Here is a 23,731-nt window from a genome sequence, read left to right as displayed (position 1 = left end):
GATGAGAGAAATCTGAACGAAATTGGTAAAAAATGAGAACAAATTGCAGAATTCTTGTATTATCTTTTGTAACCATAATGGTTAGGTGTTAATGTGTCTGAACCCTTTTATGACTTAGAAACAGTACGACAACTAGCAAGCCAAGGGCATATTCAGTATGCCGGTAGAAGGGTTCAGCTGGATATTCAGAATTTAAATTATGAATTAAATGATGTTCTAAATTGTCTATGTAGCTTATTAGTTAACGATTTTTGTCATACGGTGAATTATGATGGGGAAAGACAAGATGTTTACAAAACACGCTACCAACTAGCAGGTAGTAATCAGCATGAAGACGAGCTTTACATAAAGCTTTTAATACAAAACAATCAAATTTGTATACAGCTTTGTTCGTTTCATTTGCAGAGAAAGTAAACAATTAAGGAGAAAAAGATGAGCATTCAATGTGTCCGTTGCAATCAGGGCAGTGTGGATGTTTTAACTGATACTGCGACGGTAAATTATAAAGATAAAACTTTGTCATACTCCATGCGTTACAGCTTATGCGCTAACTGTGGATATGAATTTATTAGTACAGATCAAATAAAGCAAAATGATCAAGCGTTCAAAAAAGCTAAATGTGAAAGTGACGGGCTTCTTACTCCGCAGGAAATACGTAATGCAAGAGATGCTTTGGGGATAAACCAAGATTTGGCTGCAAGTATTTTTGGTGGTGGTAAAAATGCTTTTTCAAAGTATGAGCGTGGTGAGGTGACTCAAAGTCAAGCCATGGATACCTTGATAAGACTTTGCCTTAAATATAATGGTCTTTTTAGAGAAGTTGCGACTATGAGATCTGTAGTAGATGACTTAACAATTATAAATAAAAGACCTTATATAACAGTTATAGAGGGACAAGGTTTGCCTAGGTCTAAAGTACGGATTAATTCTGAATCTGTGCAGGTGAATTATAAACCTAAAGGTCATCTTCGGACACTTGTGCCACAGACTAAATATCAAAAGGCTTCATAATGAATCAGGAGCTTATTCAAGAAGCTATTAAATGTGTCGAACTTATTGATATTAGGTTTAATGCAGGCTCTCTGGTTAGGGATGATGATTTTGACGATAAGTCGAATGCTGAAGATATTTCTCAGCAGACGCGATTTAGTGTTTCAGCTCAAGTAATGGAGTCAAGCGAACCTTCTGTTAAGGTTGATCTTGCTCGGGTAAAAGTTGAGTTTGGAGCCCGATATATTTCCGACGAATCAGAAACTGTCATGGCCGAGGTGATTGCTGAATTTATCGCGGTTTATGAAGTTGAAAAAGGTTTAAGAGATGAGGCTGTTCAAGAATTTTTTAAATTTAACGTTGTTCATAACGTTTGGCCTTTTTGGCGGGAGCATCTACTCCGTTTGACCAGCTCTGCTTGTTTGCCTAGATTTGTTGCCCCACTATATAAACAGCTGTCAAATCCTAAACCCGAAAGTTGATAGGATTTTTCATTCATCACCAATGAAGGGTTGTAACATGATGGGGCTAATTTTTTAACTAGGCGTGTAAGCCTAATTCCCCCCTGTTTTGCTTGACCCAATATTAGAAACTGCATACCGCTAGAAGGTATAACGCCCTGAAGCGAAAAGCCTGGCAGACCGAGCCCCTCGGTTTGTCAGGCTTTTTTTATGGACGATAGGTATGCAGAAACCACGCATTTTTAGATTAAGCGATAACGAACCACGCAAGATTCGTTTTATTTCCGATCGGGTGGATGCCCGGTTCCTTGCAGAGGATAAAACCTCGACGGTTGTCACTGTTACCCGTACTGGCAATTTTTTTGATCCACGCTATGGCAACTTTGATATCACCAAAGAAATGCTGCTCAGCATGGTTAGTAACTTCGCTGCTGGTGTTTTTGGCCAGGATATCGTGCTGGACGTTGGACACATGCCGCACCTAGGTGCTGCTGGCTTTTTCAAACGGCTTTTTTTGGATGGAAACAAGCTACGTGGTGAGGTCGAGCTGACCGAATACGGCATCGAAGCTATCAGAAAAAAAGGGCACGTTTACGTTTCTGCAGAGTTCGATGAAAACTTTATCGACAATGAACATCGCAAAGCACATGGCCCGACCCTACTGGGGGCAGGCTTAACCCCGAGACCCGTCATTAAGCACCTTGATCGTGTGCAATTATCCGAAGAGGCGCTGGATGGCGCACCGATGACGCTGGTATCAGACCGTATCTCCCGATTATTGAATGAGGATCTGAACATGAACAAAATTTTAAAAGCATTATTGGCGTCATTGGCCGCATTGAAGTTATCAGAAGACGTACAAAAACAACTTTCTGAAGCCTTTCAAACAGCCGCTAAACCGCTGGGTGATGATGAAGTGGCACTTAAAGCGCTTCAGGAATCATTTGAAGCTACTGGCAAGCAGTTGGCTGAGCAAATTGGCGATAGAGTTGTCACGCTTAGCATTCAAATGCCGACCCCTGCCACACCTGTCGTGACCCCAGACCCAGCTAATCCAGCGGCCAAAACATTATCTGAAGATGATGTTAAACGCATCTTGTCAGATGCTGCCAAAACTCAGCAGGAAGCTGATTCAGCTACTGCCAAAAAACTGAGTGATAACCAGGCATTGTTTGATAAAAAGCTGGCAGAAAACGAATCATATAAAGCTTTATCTGAACCAGCACAGAAAAAACTCAGCAGTGCTCGCGAATTGATCAATGCTGAAATGTCGGCTGATCAAATTACACGACTTGCTGAAAACCAATTGAGCTTGGCCGCCGATATGGCCGTTAGCACACAATTGGCCAGCATGGGTTATCAAGTCGCTGGCAATGCTCACATCACTGTCGATGACAGCAACAGTGTAAAAGCCCTGCAGGAAACGGTTGATCAACGTTTGGGTATTTCCACCAAATCTAAAGTAAAACGCTTCAGTAATACCGGTGGTGAGCTGCAGACCGAAAACAAAACGTTAGCCGAGAAAGCACTGGCACAATATGATCACGAACACGCGGCACAGCTGCGTGAAGAACACAAAATGCTGGCGGGCGGTGCAGGTAGCGTTTCAGACGTTAAAGTACCGGCCATTTTTGAACGTACTGTTATCCGTGAGGCGCTATATAACCTCGTTGGTTTACAGTTTGTTGATGCCGGCACATTGCCATTTGCCGCTTCAGCCATGATTCCGTACAGCTATCGTGATGATTCGGCTGCAGGTCGTGGTGATACCCGTCGTTATGAAGGACAAGGCATTCGTCGAGGTGGCATTATTCAAACGTCTGATAATGCGTATCCCATCCCACAAAAAATTGCTTTTGAAGTTTCTGATGAACTGCGTTACCTGACTGGTAGCGGCATCCTGAACTATGAAGCGGTTATGGAAAACGTCAATAACGCCGCCCGGATCGTTGGTGAAGATACTGAGCAGCTGATCTTTAATGAGATTCTGCAAAGCTCGGATGAGTTTGGCGCGATTCCCATCAATCAGGAAGTTATCGACACTGATGTTGATGGCACTAATAACGTGTTTGTGCTGGCACATTTCCCCGTCGTACGTCCGCGCCAAATCTTTGATCTGAAGGGCGCGCAAGTCGGCAATACCACTAACCCAGTAGTTATTGAATACAACTCTGGATCAGGCTTTACCGCAATCAGTGAATTCGACGGTACCGGTGAACAAGATGCCGGCACTTACTACTCGCTGGACTTCAACATGGGCGAATTGATGTTGGTCGACCAGGCTGGTGCAATCGTCACCCCGGCCGATGCGCACACTATTCGCGCCAGCTACAGCCGTGCAACCAACAGCTTTGCCTTTGATACTGATATGGGTAGTGCTGAGGCTGATGTGCATTGGGATGGTTTCTTATATCGCTACGGCTTACGTAAATCTGAAATTGAAGACAATCGTTTCCACCAGGCGAACTTTGGTCTCATGTCAGGTACCACTATGAATAGCGTCGAACGGGCTAAACAGTTTGGCGCCAACAATGCTCGGAATGGTACGGATTTAAGTGCCAACGGTAATCTGGGCCGCGTTAAAGATGTGCCTAACTACAAAACCTCGGCCCCTGGCCTACATATGGGCGACCAGCGTGTGGTCATTGGTGAGCGTGGGGTTACCCGCATGCGCATGATGAAACCTTGGGCTATGGGTGAGCTGGAAAATCAACGTGATGAAAATGGCCGCTTCACAGGCAAAAAAGAAGCCTACGGCGACCAATTCATTGTGTTGCATACCCCAACGCCGCTCAAACGAGCTTATAGCTCGTTGGTATTGTTCAGTAATACCGCGCGTGTTGCACGGGAAGCAGGCTAGATAAACCCGTCCCGCCCTGATGGCAGGGCGGGACACTTCTATTGAGGTGAGCCATGCAAGATTTAATTCCCATTGAAAATACCGGTAAGTTTCCCAAGCCTGTCGCCGGCCGAATGATTCCACCAGGTGAAGTACGCTATTTTCATGCGCGTGATTTACCGGCGCATTTAAAACCAGGTGCTAAACCAGCTGAAAAACCAATTGAAGTCGATCCAAATGCGGCCATTAAAACGCTGCTGACTGGTTCGGTTAAAGAAGTTACCGCCAAATTACATTTGCTGAGTAATGCAGATTTGGAACAAGTGCAGATCATTGAAGGCATGCAGCAAAACCGCTCAACGTTGCTGAAAGCAGCAAATGAAGAGCTGTTGCGTCGTGCCGAAATTATGAGTGATCCCGATCTATCAGGTTTTGAAAAATATCAAAAACTACACAAGATCAATGGTTCGAAAGTAACTACTGTCGACCAGTACATCTTAAATAACATTATTGATGTTCCCTTAATGCATGTGGCTAATGGTGAGCCAAGTGTTGGCTAGTTTAACCAGGCTAACCCCCGAAGCCCTGATCACCATCATGGAAGGTATGGGCTATCCGGTTTATCAGGGCGATTACAACTTGAATCTGGTCGGTGTACGTGCTGCCGACCACGATTCAAATCGTTTTAATGATGCGTTACTGATTTTGTATATGGTTGCCGGCCGCTGGCATTTGCATTTTTTCAGCTTTACCACCGACCCAGGCGAGCATTACCGAGAAAACCCGATTAATACATTGGGTACCGCCGTGCTGGTACCTGGTCATTATCCTGGATGCTGGCGTATAGGCACTCACCAGGGTAAATACAAAGCGTTAGTGCAGTGCAAAGAAATGACTGTCTATCGCGACAGCAACCAAGATAAAACACTGGATACCGAAAACGTACCAACCGACACCGGATTATTTGGTATCAACTTGCACCGAGCGAATGAAAACATGCCGTCATCAATAGTCGGCAAGTGGTCTGCTGGATGCCAGGTTATTCCATCGCCACTTGATTTTGACTTGCTGATGGCGCTGGCCGCTGTCTCGGTAAATCAGTATGGCGCGTATTTCAGCTATTCACTGCTAACGGAGGCACAACTATGTTTAACCTCGTAGCAGGCAGTTTGTTGGATATCGGCGGCAAGCTGATCGACAAACTCATTCCAGATCCAGAAGCCAAGGCCAAAGCCCAGCAGGAGCTGCTGGCCATGCAACAACGTGGCGAAATGGCCGAGCTGGAAACCCGTATGGCGGCCATTATGGCTGAGGCCAATTCAGCAGATCCATGGACCAGCCGTGCACGGCCGTCATTTTTGTATGTGTTTTATTTCATCTTGATTTCGTTGGTAATTATTGCACCGTTTGTGGGGGTGTTTTTCCCTGTGGAGATGCAACAGTTTTATGAAAATGTCAGCGCGGGATTTAAAGCTATTCCAGAAGAGCTTTGGTGGACCTTCACAACAGGGTTTGTAGGGTATGGCGGTATGCGAACTTATGAAAAAGCAAAGGGAGTGGCTAAGTGAGTGAAGATCTTAACCGGATTCGGCAAGAGATGAGCGACCAATTCAAGGCTATCCGCAGTGATATTAAAGAGATATCGACAGCACTGGTCGAACTGGTGCGTCTGGATGGAAAATTTAACTCAATCAGTGAACTGGTTAACAGAGTGGCCATAGAAACTGATGATCTTGAAAAACGGGTAAGAAGCCTAGAAAACAATGCCGGTGTGAACAACACCAGAATTGGGAATTCCGAACGCCTCGTATGGGTATTGGTAACCGCCACTTTAGGATTGGGTTTTGCAGCTCTAAAGGCGGGCTTAATTTGAACGGCTTAACGCTCACTGCATTACTGACCAGCCATAAGGCAGGATTAGGCGCGTCTGCGAAGAAGTTTGCAGCGGCCGACGATGCTGATTTGAAACGGCATTTTGATAAGGCCTTGCCGGGGTTTTCCAAAATTCGCCGGCGCACCTTGGTTGCTCATTTGAGTCTGCAAGCGGGTGTTGCAAACTATCCAGCGCCAAACGACATGTTGGCACCAACCATCAGTCGATGGGGTGTGCAAAAACTACAACCCTGGCAGCCGGGATACGGACCGCTGCCAAAAATAGGGCAGTTTGAACTGGATGGGCAGCAGATGATCAATCTGCATCCAGCCCCCACTATCGAACAAATCAGCTGCTTTGGCACTGAATATCCATTGTTTTATCTAGCATTGCATCGCCTTAGTGACGAAGAGGCTGAGAGCACTATACGTCCAGCGGATCAAGATTTGTTTTTGCTGTTGGCACTTATTGAAGCCATGACAGAATTGGTGGCTTCAGGTGTTACTGAACCCGTATCACTTCAGCGAAGCATGGGTGCAGTGAATTCAAACATGACTCCAAGCGCTGCCCTGACTGCATTGAACAGTCAACTGGAGCGGATGCGATGAGCAGCTTTACGATTGAGGTTCAAGCCAGAGCCGCCGCCCAGGCACTTATGAAAGCGGCCAGCATCGCGCCTCAACGGATCGATCAGGCCGTGCAAAGGGCTGCGATTGAGACCAGCGACAAGATCCGCACCGACAGCGAATTTCCAACGGCATTTGGACAGTTACGGAATAGTTTTTATCCAGAAAAACTGGAAGAAATGCAATGGCTGATTGCGCCTCACACGGACTATGCTGAATACGTTCATGAAGGCACACGTGGCGGCGGTTTTGCACCATTCATGGATTTATTGGCCTGGGTTAAGCGAAAAGGTATTCAGCCACGTAACCCAAACTGGTCAATAGAAGATCTGACCTTTGCGATTCAACGCAAGATTTTGCAGCGTGGCACACCAAAACAACCTTTTGTGCAAAAGATTGCAGACAGCGGCTTCCCTCAAAATCGGTTAAATGCGTTGGTCTCAACTGCCGCCGGGAAAATTTTGGCTGAGGCGGGCTTATGAACTGGTTTTTAGTTATGACTGCCATGCTCGCAGCGTTAAAAACTGATGAAAATCTTTCTGGCATAGGTATTCGGGCAGGTGCATTGGTACCGGTACCGACCGAACCAGAAGTTCGACTTATTCGTGGCCCATCCCAACCCAAAACCAATGAACCTGGCTCAGTTAATGAGCTGACGATCTGGGTTGAGTGTTGGGAAGTGGATGATGAAGCGGTCGATCCAATGATTGGTTATCAAAAACTTGCCGATCTGGAAGGCCGTGTTATCACAGCCATTAATCGTTTTGGTGCCGGTGATCAGCGAATTGACGGCAAGAAGATCCGTGTCCGGCCGGGGCGGGCCGAACCAGATGGCGATATCTTCCGCCCCATGGTCGGCAGCCGCACGGCTGTTGTTATTTCCTGGCAATAAAGAGGCATTTTCATGGCTACAAAAACCACTACAAAACCTGAAAAGGTAGAAGTCACCTTGGTGAAACACCACAAGCATGCCGGTGAAGACAAAGAACCGGGCGATAAAATCAAGGTTACATCCCGGCAAGTTTCATGGCTTCAAAAACGCGGAATCATTGATAAATCGGCTGCTTAATCAACAGCGGAAACATTGTTTAATTTAAATAGGAGTCAGCATCATGGCAGGGTTAATCGCAGAGGGCACTTTGTACCTCAATCGAAAAGTTAACGGGGTTGCACAGGGCATTGTGAGAGTCCCTGGTGTGACACGCTTTAGTATTCAACCAGCATCTGAACGGCTGGAAAACCGCTCAAAAGATAAAGGTAAATATGGACAGGTTACCGATACGGTCGTCTTACCACAGCCTACGGTGCTGGGTATCTCAATCGGTGAAGTTGATGGTGAGTCGCTGGCTATTGCACTGATGGGTGACTTGGAAACTATCGATGTCACGGCAGGAAGCGTCACGGATGAAGAAGTCACCACTAAAGGTGATCGGTTTGTGAAGTTGGATCATAAAAACATTACAGCCGAAAGTGTAGTGGTCACCGGCGCGGATGAAGTAACGGTGTTTGAAGAAGGCACAGACTACGAAATCAACTATTCACTGGGCCTGATTTTGGCGCTTAGTAGTGGTGCTATTACTGAAGGTGAGGTGGTCACTCTGGATTATGACCACGGACCTATTGCCGGGAGCCGAATCAATGGTTCAACACGGCCAGAAGTGCGTGGTGAATTCATCTTGGATGGACGTAACCTTGCCGATGGTAAAGAGCTTTCAATTACCGTTGATGAGGCAGTAGTGGCAGCTGAATCTGAAGTTGATTTCATGTCCGATGAATTTGTTCTGCTGGAGATGAGCGGCACGATGAATACGTTACAGGGTAAAAATGCGCCTTATACCGTGGATTATGGCTTAACAACTAGTTAATGGTATTCCTGCCAAGGATGGCGGGATTTTTTATGAGTTTAATCGTATCAGTCATCGCTGAAAATAATGGCCATAAAGTAATGATTCCGTGTATCTGTCGGGATTTGGATGACTTTTATGAGGGGTATTTTTTAGAGTTTGAAAACTCTGCTCCTGTTCGCCAGGGGCGATATTCCATGCCTGACGATCTCCAGACAGGCTATGCCGGTTATAAAAAGAAACACCAATTAAAACTCAAGGTAATGCTGTTTGAACGTCGCCAAAATTCATCTTTATGAGGTTATGTATGCAAACGTTATTAATACTATTGGCAACACCTTTTTTAGTTTGGGGGGCAGAGTTTCCAGATATGGGTCATCTCACGTGGGATGACCCTGTTTGGTACTCAGAAGATGGCCGTAAATGGCATCAGGCGAACTTCGTTCATTACTCAGTCACTACATCATGTCGTCAAGTTGAATCTGAGAATACGGAATTAATCCAACCAAGCATTTGTGATCAACAAAATCGCTCGGTTGGGTTGATCTGGTATGACAAACCTGATCACCCGGATAACCTTGTAATCAACTACATCCAACCAAATGATCCTACGCTTGAAGATCCTCCGGATAAACCCACTAAAGCTGAACTTTATGGATTATTAACCAGGCTGGAAAATTTGCTTAAAACGCAAGATCCAAGGTCAACCTTTAGCACTGCAGAGGGAATGATGAAAGATCGAGAGCTGCTATTGCAGCGAATTGAAGTGCTGCGTGAAATTTTAAAACAATGGGATGGCGCTATTTAAACCTGATTCACCCCTGATTTGCTTGTGTAAAACCAGAATACTGATGCCTGATCGATAAAAGGCATCGCACCACTAAAAGCCACGGTTCCTCTCTCAGCCGTGGCTTTTTTTTTGGACTGCACATGGCAAATAAAGTAGTTGAAATCTTACTCAGAGCACGCGATGCAGCCAGTGGCGTAATGGCCAAGGTTGGCAATGCCGTGCGCAATTTTGGCGATCGAAGCCGTGAAGCCAAAGCGCCCGTAGAAGACCTTGGCGATACAGCTGAAGCAACAGGTCGCCAATCAGAAACACTTTCCGGTGCCTTATCAGGCCTTACCAAGCGACTCATTGCATTTATTGCGGCGGGTTTTGGCCTGGCGAAACTTAAACAAGGTTTAACGTCAGTACTAACAACCGGTTCTCGGTTTGAATCTCTTAATACTCAATTAGAAGCATTAACCGGTAGCTCAGAAGCCGCTGATGAAGCACTTGAGTGGATTAAAGAATTCACTAAAAACACCCCTGCTCAACTGGATGATGTGGCTAATGCTTTCACCCGCTTGAAAGCCTTTGGCCTTGATCCGATGGATGGGACGCTGCAGGCGCTTGTTGATCAGAACGAGAAGCTTGGCGGGGGGCAGGAACGACTCAACGGCATCATTATCGCTGTTGGCCAAGCCTGGGCAAAACAAAAACTGCAAGCGGAAGAAACCTTGCAGCTTGTTGAGCGCGGCGTTCCTGTATATGACCTTTTGAGTAAAGCATTAGGCATTACTTCTGATCAAATAGAAGACATGAGCCGAAATGGTGAACTTGGCCGTGATGCAATTCGAGCATTAATAAATGAAATTGGAAGTTCATCGTTGGGAGCTGCTTCCAAACAGATGGAAGATACCCGTGGTTTAGTCTCAAACTTAAAAGATGAATTCGTAGCATTCCTCAATGAAATATCCGAGCAAGGTGCATTGGAATATTTCAAAAACGAATTACGAGATCTACGTGATCAGATAAAAGAAATGGCCCAGGATGGGCGTCTTCAACAATATGCAAAAGATATATCCGATCGTATTGTCCAAGCTGGTCAGGCGGTTAAACAATTCGTATCCCTCACCGTTAGTCTGAGCTCTGAGTTAATAGCTTTAGGCAAAGTTTTTATTGCGCTTAAGTTTGGCGCTATGATTCAAAACTTTTATGGCATGGCCACAGCTGCAACAGCTGCAGCTGCATCAACAAAAGCACTCACAGCTGCATTAGTGCGAACCGGTTGGGGTGCAATTGCCGTTGGAATTGGCTATGTTGCGGGAAAGGTTTGGGATCTGCACGAAGCCAACTCGGCATTATCTGTAAGGCAGGCTGAAGTAACCAAATATCAGGCTGAAACAGCCAAAATTTATGAAGAGCTTTCTGAAAAGCTAGGTGTAACGGTCAAAACATCACATGATTTACGCCAGGCCGTTGAAGATGGTTTGATCGTTTGGGATGAACAAAACAGAACTTTTGAGCGTGCTACCGAAGCCGTCGATGAATTGGCTGAAGCGGAACGTGAATATCAGTCTGAATTAGAAGGCATTGATGCCGATATCGACGCTCAAGCTCAAGCCTTATTAGCCAACGCTCAAGCGGCTAAAGAAGCTGCCACTCAGCTCGATAGTATGGCTAACAGTACGGATGGGTTATCAAAATCACTGGAGGGATTATCAGCTAATTCACTTAATGATCTTGTATCTGGATTTGATAAAGCTGTTGAAGATGGTTATATCGAACCGCTCAAAGCAGTGGATATGGAAAGTGCACTATTAGGAGAAGTGTTCAGAAGGTTAAATGTTGATACCGAAATATTCCGCAGTGGACTTAGTCAAGCTGGGGCCGACGCGATCCAATTGTTTGATACGTTATCCTCTCGATCAGCGACCACTTCTGAAGAGCTCCGCGCCTCATTCGTCTCTGCTTTAAATGCCATTGAAACAACAAAAGGTGTAACCGAGCTTAAAAACAGAATTACTGAATTAGGGAAAGAAGGACGTCTTTCCTCAGCGGATCTGAAAAACTCATTTGCAGATATCGAGATAGCGGCGGAATCACTCGATAAACGATTACAGGCAGCCAAAGCATTAATTAGTGACTTTGGTGGCGACATTAATACCTCTTCAACCATTTCTCAGCTTCAGGATGTTGGCAATGCTGCAGCATTAGCCTGGCAGGAGGGAAAACTCAGTGCTGAAGAGTACTTGCAGGTCATGTCTGAAGTCGACCGCAAGAAAAAAGAACTGATTGATACCACCAAAAAACAAGCTGAAGCCGAGCGAGAAGCTGCCGCTGCGTCTGAAGAAAAGGGCGATGCTGAATCAAAAAATGCTGTCCGGGTGGTTGCTGTAAGGCAAGAACTCGCAGGGGCGGCAAAAGAAGAAGCCGAAGCATTGCAGCTTGCCAGGGATGAGGTTAATAAATCTGACCTGGCCTATGGCTATGGAATGTCTCACCTGGTTAAGTATTTCAAAGCGGTAGAGTCAACCGCCAAGGAATATTTAAACGCTAACAGAGAGGCACAAGGGCTGGCGAAAGCGGTTACCCAAGTGACCACTGATGTAAATACATCCGAGCAATCACTTCAGTCATACAAAACACAACTTGAAGATGCCATTCAGAATGGTGATCGTCTTAACAATCAATCACTGAGCCAACTCCAATCAGCCTTGTCCGAAGTTAAAAGCCGTATTGAATCTATCAATAACGAAACACGATCTGCCCGAAGTGAACTGGCTGGGTTAGAGGGTGAATTAGCCAGCCTGCAAGGCGATCAGCAAAAACAACAGCAGCTGCAATATGAGCAACGTCGCCTTGATATTTTAGACAAAATAAATACTGCAGAGGCTGAGGGTAATCGAGAAGCTGTAGCAAACTATCAAAAATCGTTAGATTTACTCAGCCGGATTAACTCAGTTAAGCAGCAAAATATTCGTAAAACTGAGCAAGAAACACAGGCTCAAAGTGAACAGCCCGGCTCTGCATCCTCGCCATCAGCACAATCAACAACCAATACTCAAGCTAGTGCACCGGCCCGTGTTGTTAATTTGCAATTTACGGGACCTGATGGACAGACAGCGACTGTTATTGCTCCCGAATCAGAAGCCGAAAACGTCATCGATATTTTGCGTACCAGTGGAGCTCGTACCAGATGAGTATTTTTCTTAATGCGATCGAGCTGCCATCTGATCTGTTGTGGGTTGATGAATATGATTGGTCTCCCGTCGAACAAACCATCAATAAGTCTTTAACTGGTGCATTGATCATTCAAGAGGCAGCACAGCTAAAAGGTCGGCCCATAACCCTCGTTGGTGGAAACGATTATGCATGGGTTACTAAGGCGACCTTGGAATCGTTGCGACTGCTATCCCAAACAGCAGCTGAAAACCTGACGCTGAATTATCACGGAACGGATTACAACGTTCGGTTTATGCGTGATAGCAGCCCAGTGCAAGGTCGACAAGTCGCCGATTTTGCCAATCCTCAATCAGATGACCGGTATAGCGTAACTATACGGCTAATAGAAGTTTAGGAGCATTTATGCCCATTCAGTCTCAAGATATTAAGATTTTCGAATCCGACACCATGGCCGACGTAGAGGAAGGCGGTGGTGGAATGACAGGGAATGTCATCATCGATGGCGAATCAAACAATATTTTTGAAGATATCAGCACTTTGGACCGGGTTTATGGTGCTGTGCATATGCGTAAAGTCTTTCCCGGTGTGTTTACACAAACACAGGATAAATATTTTGGTGCCCATGTCATCATCAGCAAATTGCCTGGTGATCAAAAAATTGGTGTCAACCTATTTAATACCCAGGATTGGTTTGATCGCCGTCCCGTCGCCCAGAGCAGGGTGGAAAACTATCGTGCGAAAGGCGCGGATTACATCGGGTTTTTATGGGCTACGCAATACAAAGACAGCAAGGTCATCACGATTTTTCAGTCTGAAACGTCCCCTATACCAGGCATTGGGGAAGTGCTCTATTTAACCCAAAGCAATGACACCCAGAATCAATTCATCAAAATCGTGAGATTGGACGAAGAGGTTCAAACCTTTACGGATCAACAAGGGGTATTCAGAAGACGGATATTAACGATTGAAATATCCCAGCCGTTAAGTTTTGATTTCGTAGGTGCTCAAGTCACACGATATGACACGATTACGCCAACGGCCACCATCAAACAAACGATTGTTGCCAATGCTGCAAAGTATTTTTCAGCACGTCCGCTCGCTATTGATGCAGAAGTGGGTGACTTAAGCCTTCGAGTAGACAGTGTTTATTCGCAGGTCATACCCAGCTCAACACAAGAGTTGGCTATCACTGATGCGGATCCGAATGGGTATACCGCTACTCTGACGCCTTCGGCCAGTGCAAATGTTTCTTTTACAACCAGCTCGGTCTTTCAAGCAAATAGCGTTATTTATTTGGGTAATCCCTGCACACCAGGCTCGCTCTCTATCACTATTTCTGGTGGCACAATTACCGATGATAGTGGTCAGTTACGAATTGGCGCCAACACAATAGGGGTGATTAATTATGCGGATGGTACCTTAACGTTTGCGGCAAGCTCTCCTACCTATAGTGGAACGAAAACAATCAGCTTTTTACCGGCCGCATCACCGGTAAAAATTGCAGATACAGCCATGTTGGCGGTTACTGAAGATAACCGCGGGCTGGTCTGGACACATACCATCACACCGGCACCTAAACCCGGTTCAATACAGGTCAGTTATCGTGCCCTGGGAAACTGGTACACCCTATATGACAACGGTGGTGGTGGACTCGCTGGACAGGAAGCGGGGATCGGTTCAGGCAACGTTAATTATGCCACCGGAACACTCTCGGTCACATTTGCTGCATTACCCGATGCTAATAGCGAAATCATTATTACCTGGGGACGTGATGCCAGATATTTCAATCGGTCAGATATCGCACCCGATCCCTTTGCAATTAAACACCAATTGCAGCATCAAGGCGTAGCACCCGGCACGCTTACCATTGAATGGAGTGACGGTACCAACAGAACAATTACCGCAGCAAGCGATGGATCATTAAGTGGTTATGGCAGTGGTTATATAAACCATGCCACCGGTGAATTGGAGTTTTGGCCCAATACCTTGCCATTGGGCGGAACGGATTTTGAAATCAATTATCAATACGGCGATGCTTTTTCACAGACATTTAATGCACCGTTAAAAAATCCATCTGATGAACTGGTATTAGATCTCGACGTAGCCGATTTGGTACCTAACTCCATTGAGGTGTCATGGAATGTCACCGGTGATATTGAAGAAGTAAGCAGCACCATTGGCCTGTTACAGCAAAATGTGACCGGCAACCAAATTAAGCAGGATAACGGTTCAGGTGCTTTGCAAGGAATTGCGGGTTCAGTAGTGGATTATGCTGATGGCATCATCACATTTAAGCCTGATGTCACCATTGGTCTACCGATACCGGTTTATCAGAATGTGGTGGTTGGGGAAGAATACTATCAGATACCGCCATCCACTATTTGGACGGCTAGATTACTTTATGAGTCAAAGCTTAGCCACATTGTTAATGATAATCGGCCTGTGTATTTCCCTCAGGATGGCAGTGGAAGCGTCACCGTCAGATACCGACTGACAGACTCGCCACAAGCTGAGACGGAAACTATTACGTTAAGTGCAATTGAATTGGACTTGAGTAATGGCTATGCCGAAGCAATCGTTCCTGGCAGTGTTCGATTCAGATTTGGTGGTGATACCTATATCGATCGAAACGGGCAGCTGTATGCCAACATCAGCCCGGTTACGGGTGCAGGCACTTATGCCGGTACCATCGATTACTCAACCGGTAATATTGTTCTGAACTCATGGGCCACCGGATCCGTAAACGATATTGATTTACTTTCACTGACTACTCAGGTTGGTAAAGAACCCGTTGCTTCGATGGTGTTTCGTATACCAAGTGCTCCAGTTAGACCCCAGAGCTTCCAATTACGAGCCGTCCCCATTGATGGTGGCGGGCAAATCACAGCCACTGCAGATGAAACGGGTTACATTAATGGCACGGGTATGGTGGGTCGAATTACCTATGAAACCGGTGTTGTGTTTCTTCGGTTTGGTGAATGGGTGGTTGCTGCAGGTAATGAGGGTGAGGAATGGTTCGATCCATCTGCAGTAGATGAAGATGGGATGATTTTCCGGCCCAGCCATGTTTATGCTGACACTATCTTTTTCAACGCAGTAAGCCAAACATTCTTACCTCTCGATGCAACTATCCTAGGCCTCAATCCGGTCAGGCTGCCACAAGACGGACGCATTCCTGTTTATGCGCCTGGTGATGTAGTCGTAATACTGAATGATCAGACTACTGTTGGTACATTCACTAATGGACAACAAACCGATTTAGGGCGCATCAGAATTGCCAAACTCTCAATCCGAGACAGTGCTAATCAAGAGCTGGAAGCCAATCGTTATTCCGTCGATCTCAATACGGGCTTAATTGATTGGGTTGATTTGTCAGGCGTGTCTCAACCATTAACGATCACTGATCGTATTGAAGATATGGCTGTTTTAACAGATGTTCAGATTACTGGTCGACTTGGGTTATCTCAGCCGTTAACTCACGATTATGAATTGGGCGAAACCTTAGTCTCAAATGCGATCGTTTATGGCGACATGTTTGCACGAACCAGTGTTCCATTTGATCAGCAAACCTGGACGGGCGTTTGGTCTGATCAGCGAATAGGCTCAGATACCGTCGGTCAATATAACAATGGTCAATATCCCATTGAAGTAGACAACGCGAGTGCCATTCAAGAACGCTGGGCATTAATTTTTACCAGTGCGAACACGGTAAATGTCGTGGGTGAGAATGTCGGTCAGATTTTGTCTGCAGTTTCAATCAGCTCGGATATATCGCCCATAAATCCTAATACATCACAGCCCTATTTCACATTGCCAAGCGAAGGCTGGGGTGCGGGTTGGTCAAGTGGCAATGTGTTGAGGTTTAACACCATCGCTGCAAATGCACCTGTCTGGATCATTCAATCTATCGCTCAAGGTGAAGCCACTGATGATAACTATACTTTCTGCCTCGAAATCCGCGGCGATATCGATACACCATAGGATCTGAGTCATGGGTATCGGTTTATCAACTAATCTCAGAACCGCAAGAATGTCGCTTTTAGCGAATGCATTAAATGGCGGCCTCATTGAATTCTATTCTGGCACACGGCCATCAACTGCTGCAGCAATAACCGATCAAACGCTTTTAGCCACCTGCATGTTCAGTGACCCTTGTGGTGATGTTGAGAATGGCACGCTGACATTTGATGAAATTCAGGATGATATTGCTGCAGATGATTCTGGCCAAGTGACCTGGGCACGAGCATATGATTCTGAAGATGGATTTGTGATGGATCTTGGCTGTGGCTTAACAGGATCTGGTGCTGAAATTATTTTAAATACCGTGGATGTATTGGCTGGAGGGGTTTTGAGGGTATTAGGCGGGACAATTTCAGAGGGCAATTTATAGTGGCTATCCCAACAGTTGGTCTGAAGGCCTATTGGAATTTCGAAACCATAGTCGGCAATACAGTTACAGATGAAGTCGGAAGTTTCAACGGGACAAAAACTAACGCCGATCAAGTACCAGGTTGGTTTAACAACGGTATTCGATTTTATAGCGTCCCTAATTCCAAAATGGAGACTAATGCTGGTCCGTCTGATGATATAAGCATGTCTCTATTCTTTAAGCGAGATGGGCTTCCGTCCGCAATCGAAGTGCTTTGGTCGCAACAACAAACTTCTGTACCAAACTCAGCATCATATAGAGGGATGTTATTTATTAATGACCGCGTTCAATTTTTTGCCCGTAATAACACTGGGGCAGGTGTTTCAATTGGAACTCCTGAAGGGTCCTTAATCGATTACTGTGATGATAAGTTCCACCATGCCTGTCTTATTGAAGATGATGATGGCTTTCGAGCCTATATAGATGGTGAATTGATTGGTTTTCAGGATGGTTATGTAAGAGGGACTTACAACAATAACTTAAGATTAAGTGGCCGCATAAGCTTAAACGATTTACCGTTCGATGGTATTTTGGACGAAGTGAGATTGTATGAAGTAGGTCTCTCAACAGCACAAGTTTTGGCGCTGTTAGATGAATTTACGTATACACAAATTAATGGTGTTATCGACGAAAACTTAGCTGCAGAGAATTGGAAAATACATTGTCACCATGCCATTACGGGGGAGTTGACAAGCTTAATATCAACTACAGAAACTTCATTTAACATTCAAGTTCCACCCAGTCGTCGTGGGCCACAAATTTTAACCGTTCTCCCGGATTATGGTGATCAATGGCTTCCTGATAATGACTATGTTTTGGGTGAATTTTGTTTTCCCAATGATCCCTCAACAACTCCCTATTATTATCGATGTATTGTTGCCGGTACGTCAGATGAGACGGAGCCACTTTGGCCATCATCACCAGCTGGTGCAACTTTAATTGATGGCGATGTGCAATGGGAGTTGGTTGAGAGGATGGTTCAACCAATTACACATGGGCCGCTTATACCTACGGCTATTTAGGACCGGGTAATGGACTATACGCCGGGCAATACTTTCGATTTTGTAAGTGGATCATATTCTCCCACAACAGTATTTGATTTTACTGTCGAAACCCCGGATGAAACGCTCGCAACCATTACTGCGGTATTGGATGGCCTGTCTGCATGTATCCAGGCGGAACATGTTCGGTTTTTTGCAGAGATTGGGGCAACTCTTGAGGATATGGTTGGTGGTCTCCTTGCAGAGTATGACGTTAATGTTCAGCGGTTTATTACTACGCGCCCAGAAATACGCTGGCAAGATGCCACTGCAGGTGTTGGGCTTCAATCGCTCTTAAGCCGAGACCAAGCCACACGCAATGATCATAAGGCGATCAGCGTTCAGCAACAGACGGTACCGGCGAATATAAAAGCAGTGCTCGAAACCGACCAGGCGATCCGGATGGATGGCCAATTACAAATCGATATCGAGCAAGCCACAGCTGTGCGGGGCAAAACTGAATTGGTTCGGGAGCAGGGCACTCGAACTGAACGTAGCCTATGTGCTCGTAATGAATCAACCCTGGTACGAAATATCCGTAATGCAGTCGTGCATCAGCAGATGACAAAGGTGTATCCCGATCGTTGGCTGGTGCTTTTGCAAGATAGCAGCCGTCATCAATTTGATTTCACTCGATTGGTATGGCTGGAGCCACCCCCGGAATATCGCTACACACCTAATACCAGCTTCAGCTTTGAGCAACATAATTATGATCTGCAGCCGGAGTATGCCTGGACATTTGGACAGACGACTTATCTGGCCAGTGGACACAATCTCGGTGTTATTCGTAATGAATTTGATAGCCATTGGCAGCCTGCAGCCTGGCAGGAAATAAAATTGTGTTCAATCATCGAAATAGCTCGCCGACCACCGCCAGGTAAAAGCCCCTGGATTGATCCACCACGTCCAGACCCAGAACCAGAACCACCATCCGGTGAGACTTATGAAATACCCATTCGGGAGACGTACGCCATGAAACATACTATCAGCGTGACATTGGAAGACCTGACGCCAATTGACCTGGCTGACATAAAATTAAATTTTGATGCTGATAGTTTTGCCTGGTCCTTTAGTGCAAAGCTGCTCGATGTCACTCAAAAGCCATTAGTCAAACCGTTACCCAATGGCGATAGTGTCAAACTCATTATCACCATCAATGGTTATGTCTGGCATATTCTGGTTGAATCCGTAAAAGAGCGTCGGCGATTTGCATCCCAGTCAGTGGATATTTCTGGTCGTAGCGGCAGTGCATTGTTATCCGGGCCATATCGACAGCCCGAAACAGGCACACAAGGCGATTTGCTGGCCATACAACAACTGGCCGAATTACATTTACCCAATGGCTGGACATTAGATTGGCAAGCCGTAACCTGGAATGTACCTGGCGGGGTCTATAGCTACCAGAACCGAACCCCCATTCAGGCCATTGCTGATATTGCGGATGCTGCAGGTGCGATCGTGGTTCCTGCTAGAGATTCGCAAACGATTAAAGTGATACCGCGTTACCCAGTATTACCTTGGAATTATGAAAACGTCTCACCAGATATCACGGTAACAGCGGATCCACTTCTTGAAGTCACTGACCGACCAACGACACGAGTAACCGCCAACGGTGTCTATGTTCATGGTGGTGAATTAGCCGGGGTATTAGGTTTCTGCCGTTTAAATGGCACAGCCGGTGATGTGTTAATCCCCACAGAAAGCAATGAACTGATGACCGATGTGATTGGTGTCAGGGCAAAAGGTGAACGTTTGTTAGCTGGCCAGTACATCCAACCCGATATTGAAAGCTTTCAATTGCCCATGGATGGCATTGATATTCCCCTCATCGAAGTCGGTTCATTTGTGGCCATAGAGATTGGCGAAGGTGAAACCAGAGGCATCGTGAACAGTATCGAGGTGTCATGCCAAGGCCCTGAAGTATTGCAGACACTGTTTATCGGTGAAGAAACCAACAACCAATGGTTAGCATTCAGAAGTTTACTGCCTAAAGATCCTTTACTGATCGGCACACTAATCAGCACTGCAGGTAATGCCAGCGTGATGCAATTGATTGATGGCGGCGTGATGAATGTGCGAGGCACAGGAACGGTTGGGGAAGAATATTATATTCGCACTGGGCAAATTCAAGGTGAAGCGCCGAATTTGGTTCAAGAAGAGGTAGTGATTTAGTGTTGAAGAAAATCTTCAAAAGTAAAACTATCACCATATAACGAGTTATATTTTATGATTATTCTAGTGGCTTTAAGTGCTGCTTTTGCTTGGTTACGCATCGTTCTCATATCTTCATCAGATAAATTTTCAACTAATTCTGGTGATGGAATAGACAGCTTCATTATGCATATCTTCTCATTTGCAGAGATAAGTTGCTCTTTTGCTAAAGACTCAATAATTCGGTAAGGACGTCGAATATAATTTGTATGAACTGCCTTTAAGAGTTCACCTACATCTTCAGAGTCGGTATTTTCCATAAAAGCTGATTGTATATATCGATCCATTCCTGCGACATCTAGATTAAATGGGATTATTTTATTTTCTTTTGTATATTCAAAATAAGCCTTATCAATTTCAGCAGGTCCCAACCCGTTGTTTATAATTCTAATTTCAAAAAGTTCATTGTTTTTAGGATCTTGTGTAGGAGAATGTATCAGCACTTGTAATCTAGGTAGCATATTAAGTTTATTGTGCTTAATGCTGTTATTTAGTTGCCAGACTGTTACGACTAGAGCACAAACTGCAATAACTATACTTGGGGTATGTGAGCTAAACTCTATATTGAGAGTAAGGTTTTTAAATGTGGGCGAAAGATATACCAATATTCCACCAAGAAAAATTCCAAATAGCGTTAGCAATATGGCATTTCTTCTAGATATCATCAGTAGTAAGAATCTCTGATGAATTTTTTATAGGCTTTCCAACCAAATATAATGGCAATTCCTAAAAGCCCCAACGGGATAAAGTAGTAGACCCATATTAATCCACCTTCTAACACACTTTTGACCATAGTGTTATTTGTTTGCTGAATAGATTGGGCGTAATTAAAAGCGTAAATACTACCCATCACAAAAACAAATGAGATAAAAGCACCAATTTTCCAACTTAATGCTGATATTTCTAACAACATGTCCATGATGTTATCGACCAATTTATTATTTCTTCTAGCCATAAATACTCCTTTTAGCTTTACTCGTTTGATTGTTCTGGAGTTGATTCTAATTCAGAGGGTTTTATTGGTACTAACTCTTTATCAGCAATGTCTATCTCACCATTTACTTCGGGTATAGTAACTATCTCTACCGGAGTTATGTTTGAAGGAAGCTGGATTGGAGCAATACTAACTGTATTTTTATTAGCATCAGGTTTTAAATATGAAGAAAGTGGCAGCCTAGCCCATTCATAATTGTGCTCAATGAACCCAATACTAAAAAGGGTTACAACTAATAGCATAGCTCCAAGTGTTCTGAAAAAAAACAAACGAAATTTAGCTGCCCAATCAGCTCTTTTTTCGATATCAATTTCCTTTTGCTTATAACGTAATTTTTGTTCGAGCTCAGATGTATGCTGCTCAAAATCCCGCTTATGATTTAGCAGAATAGATAAGGCATCTCTATTAACCTGAAAAAACCTATATTCGAAGTTGTCATCATTGTCGAGCTTTTGTTCTATTATTCGAAGGTTATCTATTAATACTTGTATTTCTTCCTCATTGATAGATGCTAATCGTTGTTCATAATTTACCTCAGTTCGATTCCTATCAAACTTTTTAAATACATTAGTTAATGTGTTTATAGGAGACACAGACTGAAGGTTAGCTATTTCAGCTGTGCTGTTGAAAAGACTCTGATTTGACTTAGCTAATTTTGCGAAGTGATCAGAAATACTTTTGGCTGGTTTTTTAGGCAATGTGTCATTTTTTAAATCACTGATAGATACTTTTTTTGAACTACCCATTTCTTCATCTTTATCCATGAATCACACCTTTTATTGGTATTCGATTGGAAGGATAGACTGTCGATCGACGAATTCCAAAATTTTCCCTGCATCATTAAACCGCACTAGTTTTTCATTGAGCACATAACCACCAAAGCTATTCGCTGCTCTGAATCGGATATGGCTTTTATAGGTGAACCCACTCGTCACGGTTTCTACCCATTCGAGGTCTTTAAGCGAGTCGGGATCTTTCAAGTTTGTACGCAGGTAGCCATTCAGGGACTGAATCATTTCATCTGTTGGTTCTGCAGTTGACCAGCGAGCAAGCTCTTCTTTGGTCTTGAGCTGGTCTTCTTTTTGGGCGAAGCTTGGTTCAGCATTACTGGAACGGGTCTTATTCTCTTTGGCAGCATTAGCCTCTTGCCTTTCCCTTTCTGCCCGTTGTTTATCGGTTTCACGCTGCCATTCGGTAATTTGCTCAGCATCACACGGCAGTCCCTGAAAACTGACATTCCCAGCAGCATCGGTACACTTATACATTTGAGCTTGAACAGAAGGGGCGAGGAGCAATAAGCATGTATAAAAGATTCCTTTCATAATCTAGCAATCCTTATCGAAGATTCCTTGTTATGCCTTGAACTAGCTTCTTATTATCATCGGTTAATAATCGATAATTTTTCAATAAAATCTCTTCATCCATAATTTCAGATGATGGATCATTAACTTGATACATATTTGCTGAATTATTTAAGTCTTTAGCCTGATATTGATGATTCATTGCCTTACGTTTTGATATAGGGATGATTTCAGCCCTATCCAAAATGGCCGAGGGTTTACGTTCGGCGATCCAATACGTTCCCACTTGACCCGTTATGATCTTATCCAGTGTTTCAGCTTCAATATCTAGCTGTTTTAGTATGGTGGCTTGTGAATAGGCAACCTTTAGGGTTTTGTCGCCAGCATGAGGTAAAACTTCGAGCAGTGTGTAGTCAATAAACCCAATGCGAGGCCGCTTGTGCTGGGCTGGTTGGGTGAGAATGATAGCTTTGTCATAACCATCATTAGCGATATATACCGTCCATTGTTCATCTTCCAACATAAGTGAAAGCAGCTCACTGCATTCATCATCATTATGAATATCGGCAACGGTGAAAGGGGGGCCAGCATCCTCTTCAAGCCATGAGCGTGACACATTCTCACAATGCACTAAGGCTGAAATCAACGCTTCAGACTCTGTTTCAACACCGGATTTTATATCCCCAATCGTCTTTTTAGATATCCCAAGCCCCATTAACCACGGGTAATAGGGCCGCGTGAAGCGAACAAAATCAAGCTTTTCTAAAATGTTGGGCATAAATAATACCTAAAGTTGTTGACACCCATTTATGATAGGTATAGATTGTCCCTAAAGATTAAAACAATAATTAATAAATCCGTTAAAAGTAATAGAAATATTAAATGAATAATCGCCGATTATGGAGACAATCATGTCAACAGTCCAGAAAATTGAAGTTCAGAGGTTGCAAGCAGATTTACCTAAGCCGTTGATGAAACGTCTAAAAATGCGCGCAATTGAAGAAGAAACGACAGTGACAAAAATAGTTACTGATGCCGTTGTAAGCCACTTAAAAAGCCAATCTCACAAATTATCAGCATAGGGAACTGGATAGGACGGCAACCCTATCCAGTAATGAGGCTGGCTTCGCACACCTTTCCTCTGAGCTATGCTCAAGGTCAATACTAGCCA

General features: G+C 44.5%; 27 protein-coding genes. 22 read left to right on the top strand and 5 right to left on the bottom strand.

Going from position 1 to position 23,731, the window contains the following annotated elements; all coding sequences use genetic code 11:
* Window positions 1-93 precede the first annotated feature (93 nt).
* The 21 genes from B2W60_RS14200 to B2W60_RS14100 all read left to right on the top strand — a co-directional run bounded on the left by B2W60_RS14200 (window position 94) and on the right by B2W60_RS14100 (window position 20,226).
* Entirely contained in the window at window positions 94-414 is a 321-nt protein-coding gene (locus B2W60_RS14200; RefSeq protein ID WP_292358939.1) for a type II toxin-antitoxin system MqsR family toxin, read from the top strand.
* Window positions 415-432: 18 nt separating this feature from the next.
* A complete protein-coding gene (locus tag B2W60_RS14195) occupies window positions 433-1,011 on the top strand; it encodes a type II toxin-antitoxin system MqsA family antitoxin (protein ID WP_292358942.1) in 579 nt (192 codons plus the stop codon).
* On the top strand, window positions 1,011-1,472 hold the full coding sequence (locus B2W60_RS14190; protein WP_292358944.1) for a hypothetical protein: 462 nt from the start codon (window positions 1,011-1,013) through the stop codon (window positions 1,470-1,472). The genes B2W60_RS14195 and B2W60_RS14190 overlap by 1 nt, the downstream gene beginning before the upstream one ends.
* Before the next feature lie 202 nt (window positions 1,473-1,674).
* Window positions 1,675-4,311 (top strand): hypothetical protein, encoded by a 2,637-nt coding sequence (locus tag B2W60_RS14185; RefSeq protein WP_292358945.1) that lies wholly within the window; start codon window positions 1,675-1,677, stop codon window positions 4,309-4,311.
* A gap of 53 nt (window positions 4,312-4,364) precedes the next feature.
* The gene (locus B2W60_RS14180) at window positions 4,365-4,850 is read left to right on the top strand and encodes a hypothetical protein (protein ID WP_292358946.1); all 486 of its coding nucleotides are present in this window, start codon (window positions 4,365-4,367) and stop codon (window positions 4,848-4,850) included.
* Entirely contained in the window at window positions 4,840-5,451 is a 612-nt protein-coding gene (locus tag B2W60_RS14175; protein ID WP_292358947.1) for a hypothetical protein, read from the top strand. Before B2W60_RS14180 ends, B2W60_RS14175 begins: the two co-directional genes overlap by 11 nt.
* Window positions 5,436-5,858 carry a holin family protein gene (locus B2W60_RS14170; protein ID WP_292358949.1) on the top strand — a complete coding sequence of 141 codons (423 nt, stop codon included), beginning with the start codon at window positions 5,436-5,438 and terminating at the stop codon, window positions 5,856-5,858. Before B2W60_RS14175 ends, B2W60_RS14170 begins: the two co-directional genes overlap by 16 nt.
* A complete protein-coding gene (locus B2W60_RS14165) occupies window positions 5,855-6,163 on the top strand; it encodes a hypothetical protein (protein WP_292358951.1) in 309 nt (102 codons plus the stop codon). The genes B2W60_RS14170 and B2W60_RS14165 overlap by 4 nt, the downstream gene beginning before the upstream one ends.
* Complete coding sequence (locus tag B2W60_RS14160; protein ID WP_292358952.1) at window positions 6,160-6,771, top strand: hypothetical protein; 612 nt, start codon at window positions 6,160-6,162, stop codon at window positions 6,769-6,771. Before B2W60_RS14165 ends, B2W60_RS14160 begins: the two co-directional genes overlap by 4 nt.
* Window positions 6,768-7,271 (top strand): hypothetical protein, encoded by a 504-nt coding sequence (locus B2W60_RS14155; protein WP_292358954.1) that lies wholly within the window; start codon window positions 6,768-6,770, stop codon window positions 7,269-7,271. The genes B2W60_RS14160 and B2W60_RS14155 overlap by 4 nt, the downstream gene beginning before the upstream one ends.
* On the top strand, window positions 7,268-7,681 hold the full coding sequence (locus B2W60_RS14150; protein ID WP_292358956.1) for a hypothetical protein: 414 nt from the start codon (window positions 7,268-7,270) through the stop codon (window positions 7,679-7,681). Before B2W60_RS14155 ends, B2W60_RS14150 begins: the two co-directional genes overlap by 4 nt.
* Before the next feature lie 12 nt (window positions 7,682-7,693).
* Window positions 7,694-7,858: a DUF7210 family protein gene (locus tag B2W60_RS14145; protein ID WP_292358958.1), complete on the top strand. Its 165-nt coding sequence runs from the start codon at window positions 7,694-7,696 to the stop codon at window positions 7,856-7,858.
* Between the two features lie 43 nt (window positions 7,859-7,901).
* On the top strand, window positions 7,902-8,654 hold the full coding sequence (locus B2W60_RS14140) for a hypothetical protein (RefSeq protein WP_292358960.1): 753 nt from the start codon (window positions 7,902-7,904) through the stop codon (window positions 8,652-8,654).
* 32 nt (window positions 8,655-8,686) lie between these two features.
* Window positions 8,687-8,932: a hypothetical protein gene (locus tag B2W60_RS14135; RefSeq protein WP_292358961.1), complete on the top strand. Its 246-nt coding sequence runs from the start codon at window positions 8,687-8,689 to the stop codon at window positions 8,930-8,932.
* Between the two features lie 8 nt (window positions 8,933-8,940).
* Window positions 8,941-9,441: a hypothetical protein gene (locus B2W60_RS14130; protein ID WP_292358963.1), complete on the top strand. Its 501-nt coding sequence runs from the start codon at window positions 8,941-8,943 to the stop codon at window positions 9,439-9,441.
* Between the two features lie 122 nt (window positions 9,442-9,563).
* Window positions 9,564-12,602 carry a tape measure protein gene (locus tag B2W60_RS14125; RefSeq protein ID WP_292358964.1) on the top strand — a complete coding sequence of 1,013 codons (3,039 nt, stop codon included), beginning with the start codon at window positions 9,564-9,566 and terminating at the stop codon, window positions 12,600-12,602.
* Window positions 12,599-12,979, top strand: a complete 381-nt coding sequence (locus B2W60_RS14120) for a hypothetical protein (protein WP_292358966.1) — start codon at window positions 12,599-12,601, stop codon at window positions 12,977-12,979. Before B2W60_RS14125 ends, B2W60_RS14120 begins: the two co-directional genes overlap by 4 nt.
* 8 nt (window positions 12,980-12,987) lie before the next feature.
* Window positions 12,988-16,566 (top strand): hypothetical protein, encoded by a 3,579-nt coding sequence (locus B2W60_RS14115; RefSeq protein ID WP_292358968.1) that lies wholly within the window; start codon window positions 12,988-12,990, stop codon window positions 16,564-16,566.
* 10 nt (window positions 16,567-16,576) lie between these two features.
* Window positions 16,577-16,975 carry a hypothetical protein gene (locus B2W60_RS14110; RefSeq protein ID WP_292358970.1) on the top strand — a complete coding sequence of 133 codons (399 nt, stop codon included), beginning with the start codon at window positions 16,577-16,579 and terminating at the stop codon, window positions 16,973-16,975.
* Entirely contained in the window at window positions 16,975-18,036 is a 1,062-nt protein-coding gene (locus B2W60_RS14105) for a LamG domain-containing protein (RefSeq protein WP_292358971.1), read from the top strand. The genes B2W60_RS14110 and B2W60_RS14105 overlap by 1 nt, the downstream gene beginning before the upstream one ends.
* A 9-nt stretch (window positions 18,037-18,045) precedes the next feature.
* The gene (locus B2W60_RS14100; protein WP_292358973.1) at window positions 18,046-20,226 is read left to right on the top strand and encodes a hypothetical protein; all 2,181 of its coding nucleotides are present in this window, start codon (window positions 18,046-18,048) and stop codon (window positions 20,224-20,226) included.
* Here B2W60_RS14100 and B2W60_RS14095 read toward each other — a convergent pair.
* Genes B2W60_RS14095 through B2W60_RS14075 form a run of 5 tightly spaced genes read right to left on the bottom strand, consistent with a single transcriptional unit; the run spans window position 20,223 to window position 23,338 of the window.
* On the bottom strand, window positions 20,223-20,906 hold the full coding sequence (locus B2W60_RS14095) for a hypothetical protein (RefSeq protein WP_292358975.1): 684 nt from the start codon (window positions 20,904-20,906) through the stop codon (window positions 20,223-20,225). The genes B2W60_RS14100 and B2W60_RS14095 overlap by 4 nt on opposite strands.
* A gap of 23 nt (window positions 20,907-20,929) precedes the next feature.
* Window positions 20,930-21,220 (bottom strand): hypothetical protein, encoded by a 291-nt coding sequence (locus B2W60_RS14090; protein WP_292358977.1) that lies wholly within the window; start codon window positions 21,218-21,220, stop codon window positions 20,930-20,932.
* Window positions 21,221-21,237: 17 nt separating this feature from the next.
* On the bottom strand, window positions 21,238-22,023 hold the full coding sequence (locus B2W60_RS14085) for a hypothetical protein (protein ID WP_292358979.1): 786 nt from the start codon (window positions 22,021-22,023) through the stop codon (window positions 21,238-21,240).
* Between the two features lie 12 nt (window positions 22,024-22,035).
* Window positions 22,036-22,581 (bottom strand): DUF4124 domain-containing protein, encoded by a 546-nt coding sequence (locus B2W60_RS14080; protein WP_292358981.1) that lies wholly within the window; start codon window positions 22,579-22,581, stop codon window positions 22,036-22,038.
* Between the two features lie 13 nt (window positions 22,582-22,594).
* Window positions 22,595-23,338 (bottom strand): hypothetical protein, encoded by a 744-nt coding sequence (locus B2W60_RS14075; RefSeq protein ID WP_292358983.1) that lies wholly within the window; start codon window positions 23,336-23,338, stop codon window positions 22,595-22,597.
* A gap of 133 nt (window positions 23,339-23,471) precedes the next feature.
* Between B2W60_RS14075 and B2W60_RS14070 the strand changes: the two genes are divergently transcribed.
* On the top strand, window positions 23,472-23,642 hold the full coding sequence (locus B2W60_RS14070) for a hypothetical protein (protein WP_292358984.1): 171 nt from the start codon (window positions 23,472-23,474) through the stop codon (window positions 23,640-23,642).
* The last annotated feature ends 89 nt before the right edge of the window (window positions 23,643-23,731 follow it).

The organism is Methylophaga sp. UBA2496, assembly GCF_002341635.1.
Taxonomy (GTDB): Bacteria; Pseudomonadota; Gammaproteobacteria; order Nitrosococcales; family Methylophagaceae; genus Methylophaga.
The sequence above is the reverse complement of the archived record's forward strand: the minus strand, read 5'-3'. Positions and strand labels throughout refer to the sequence as shown.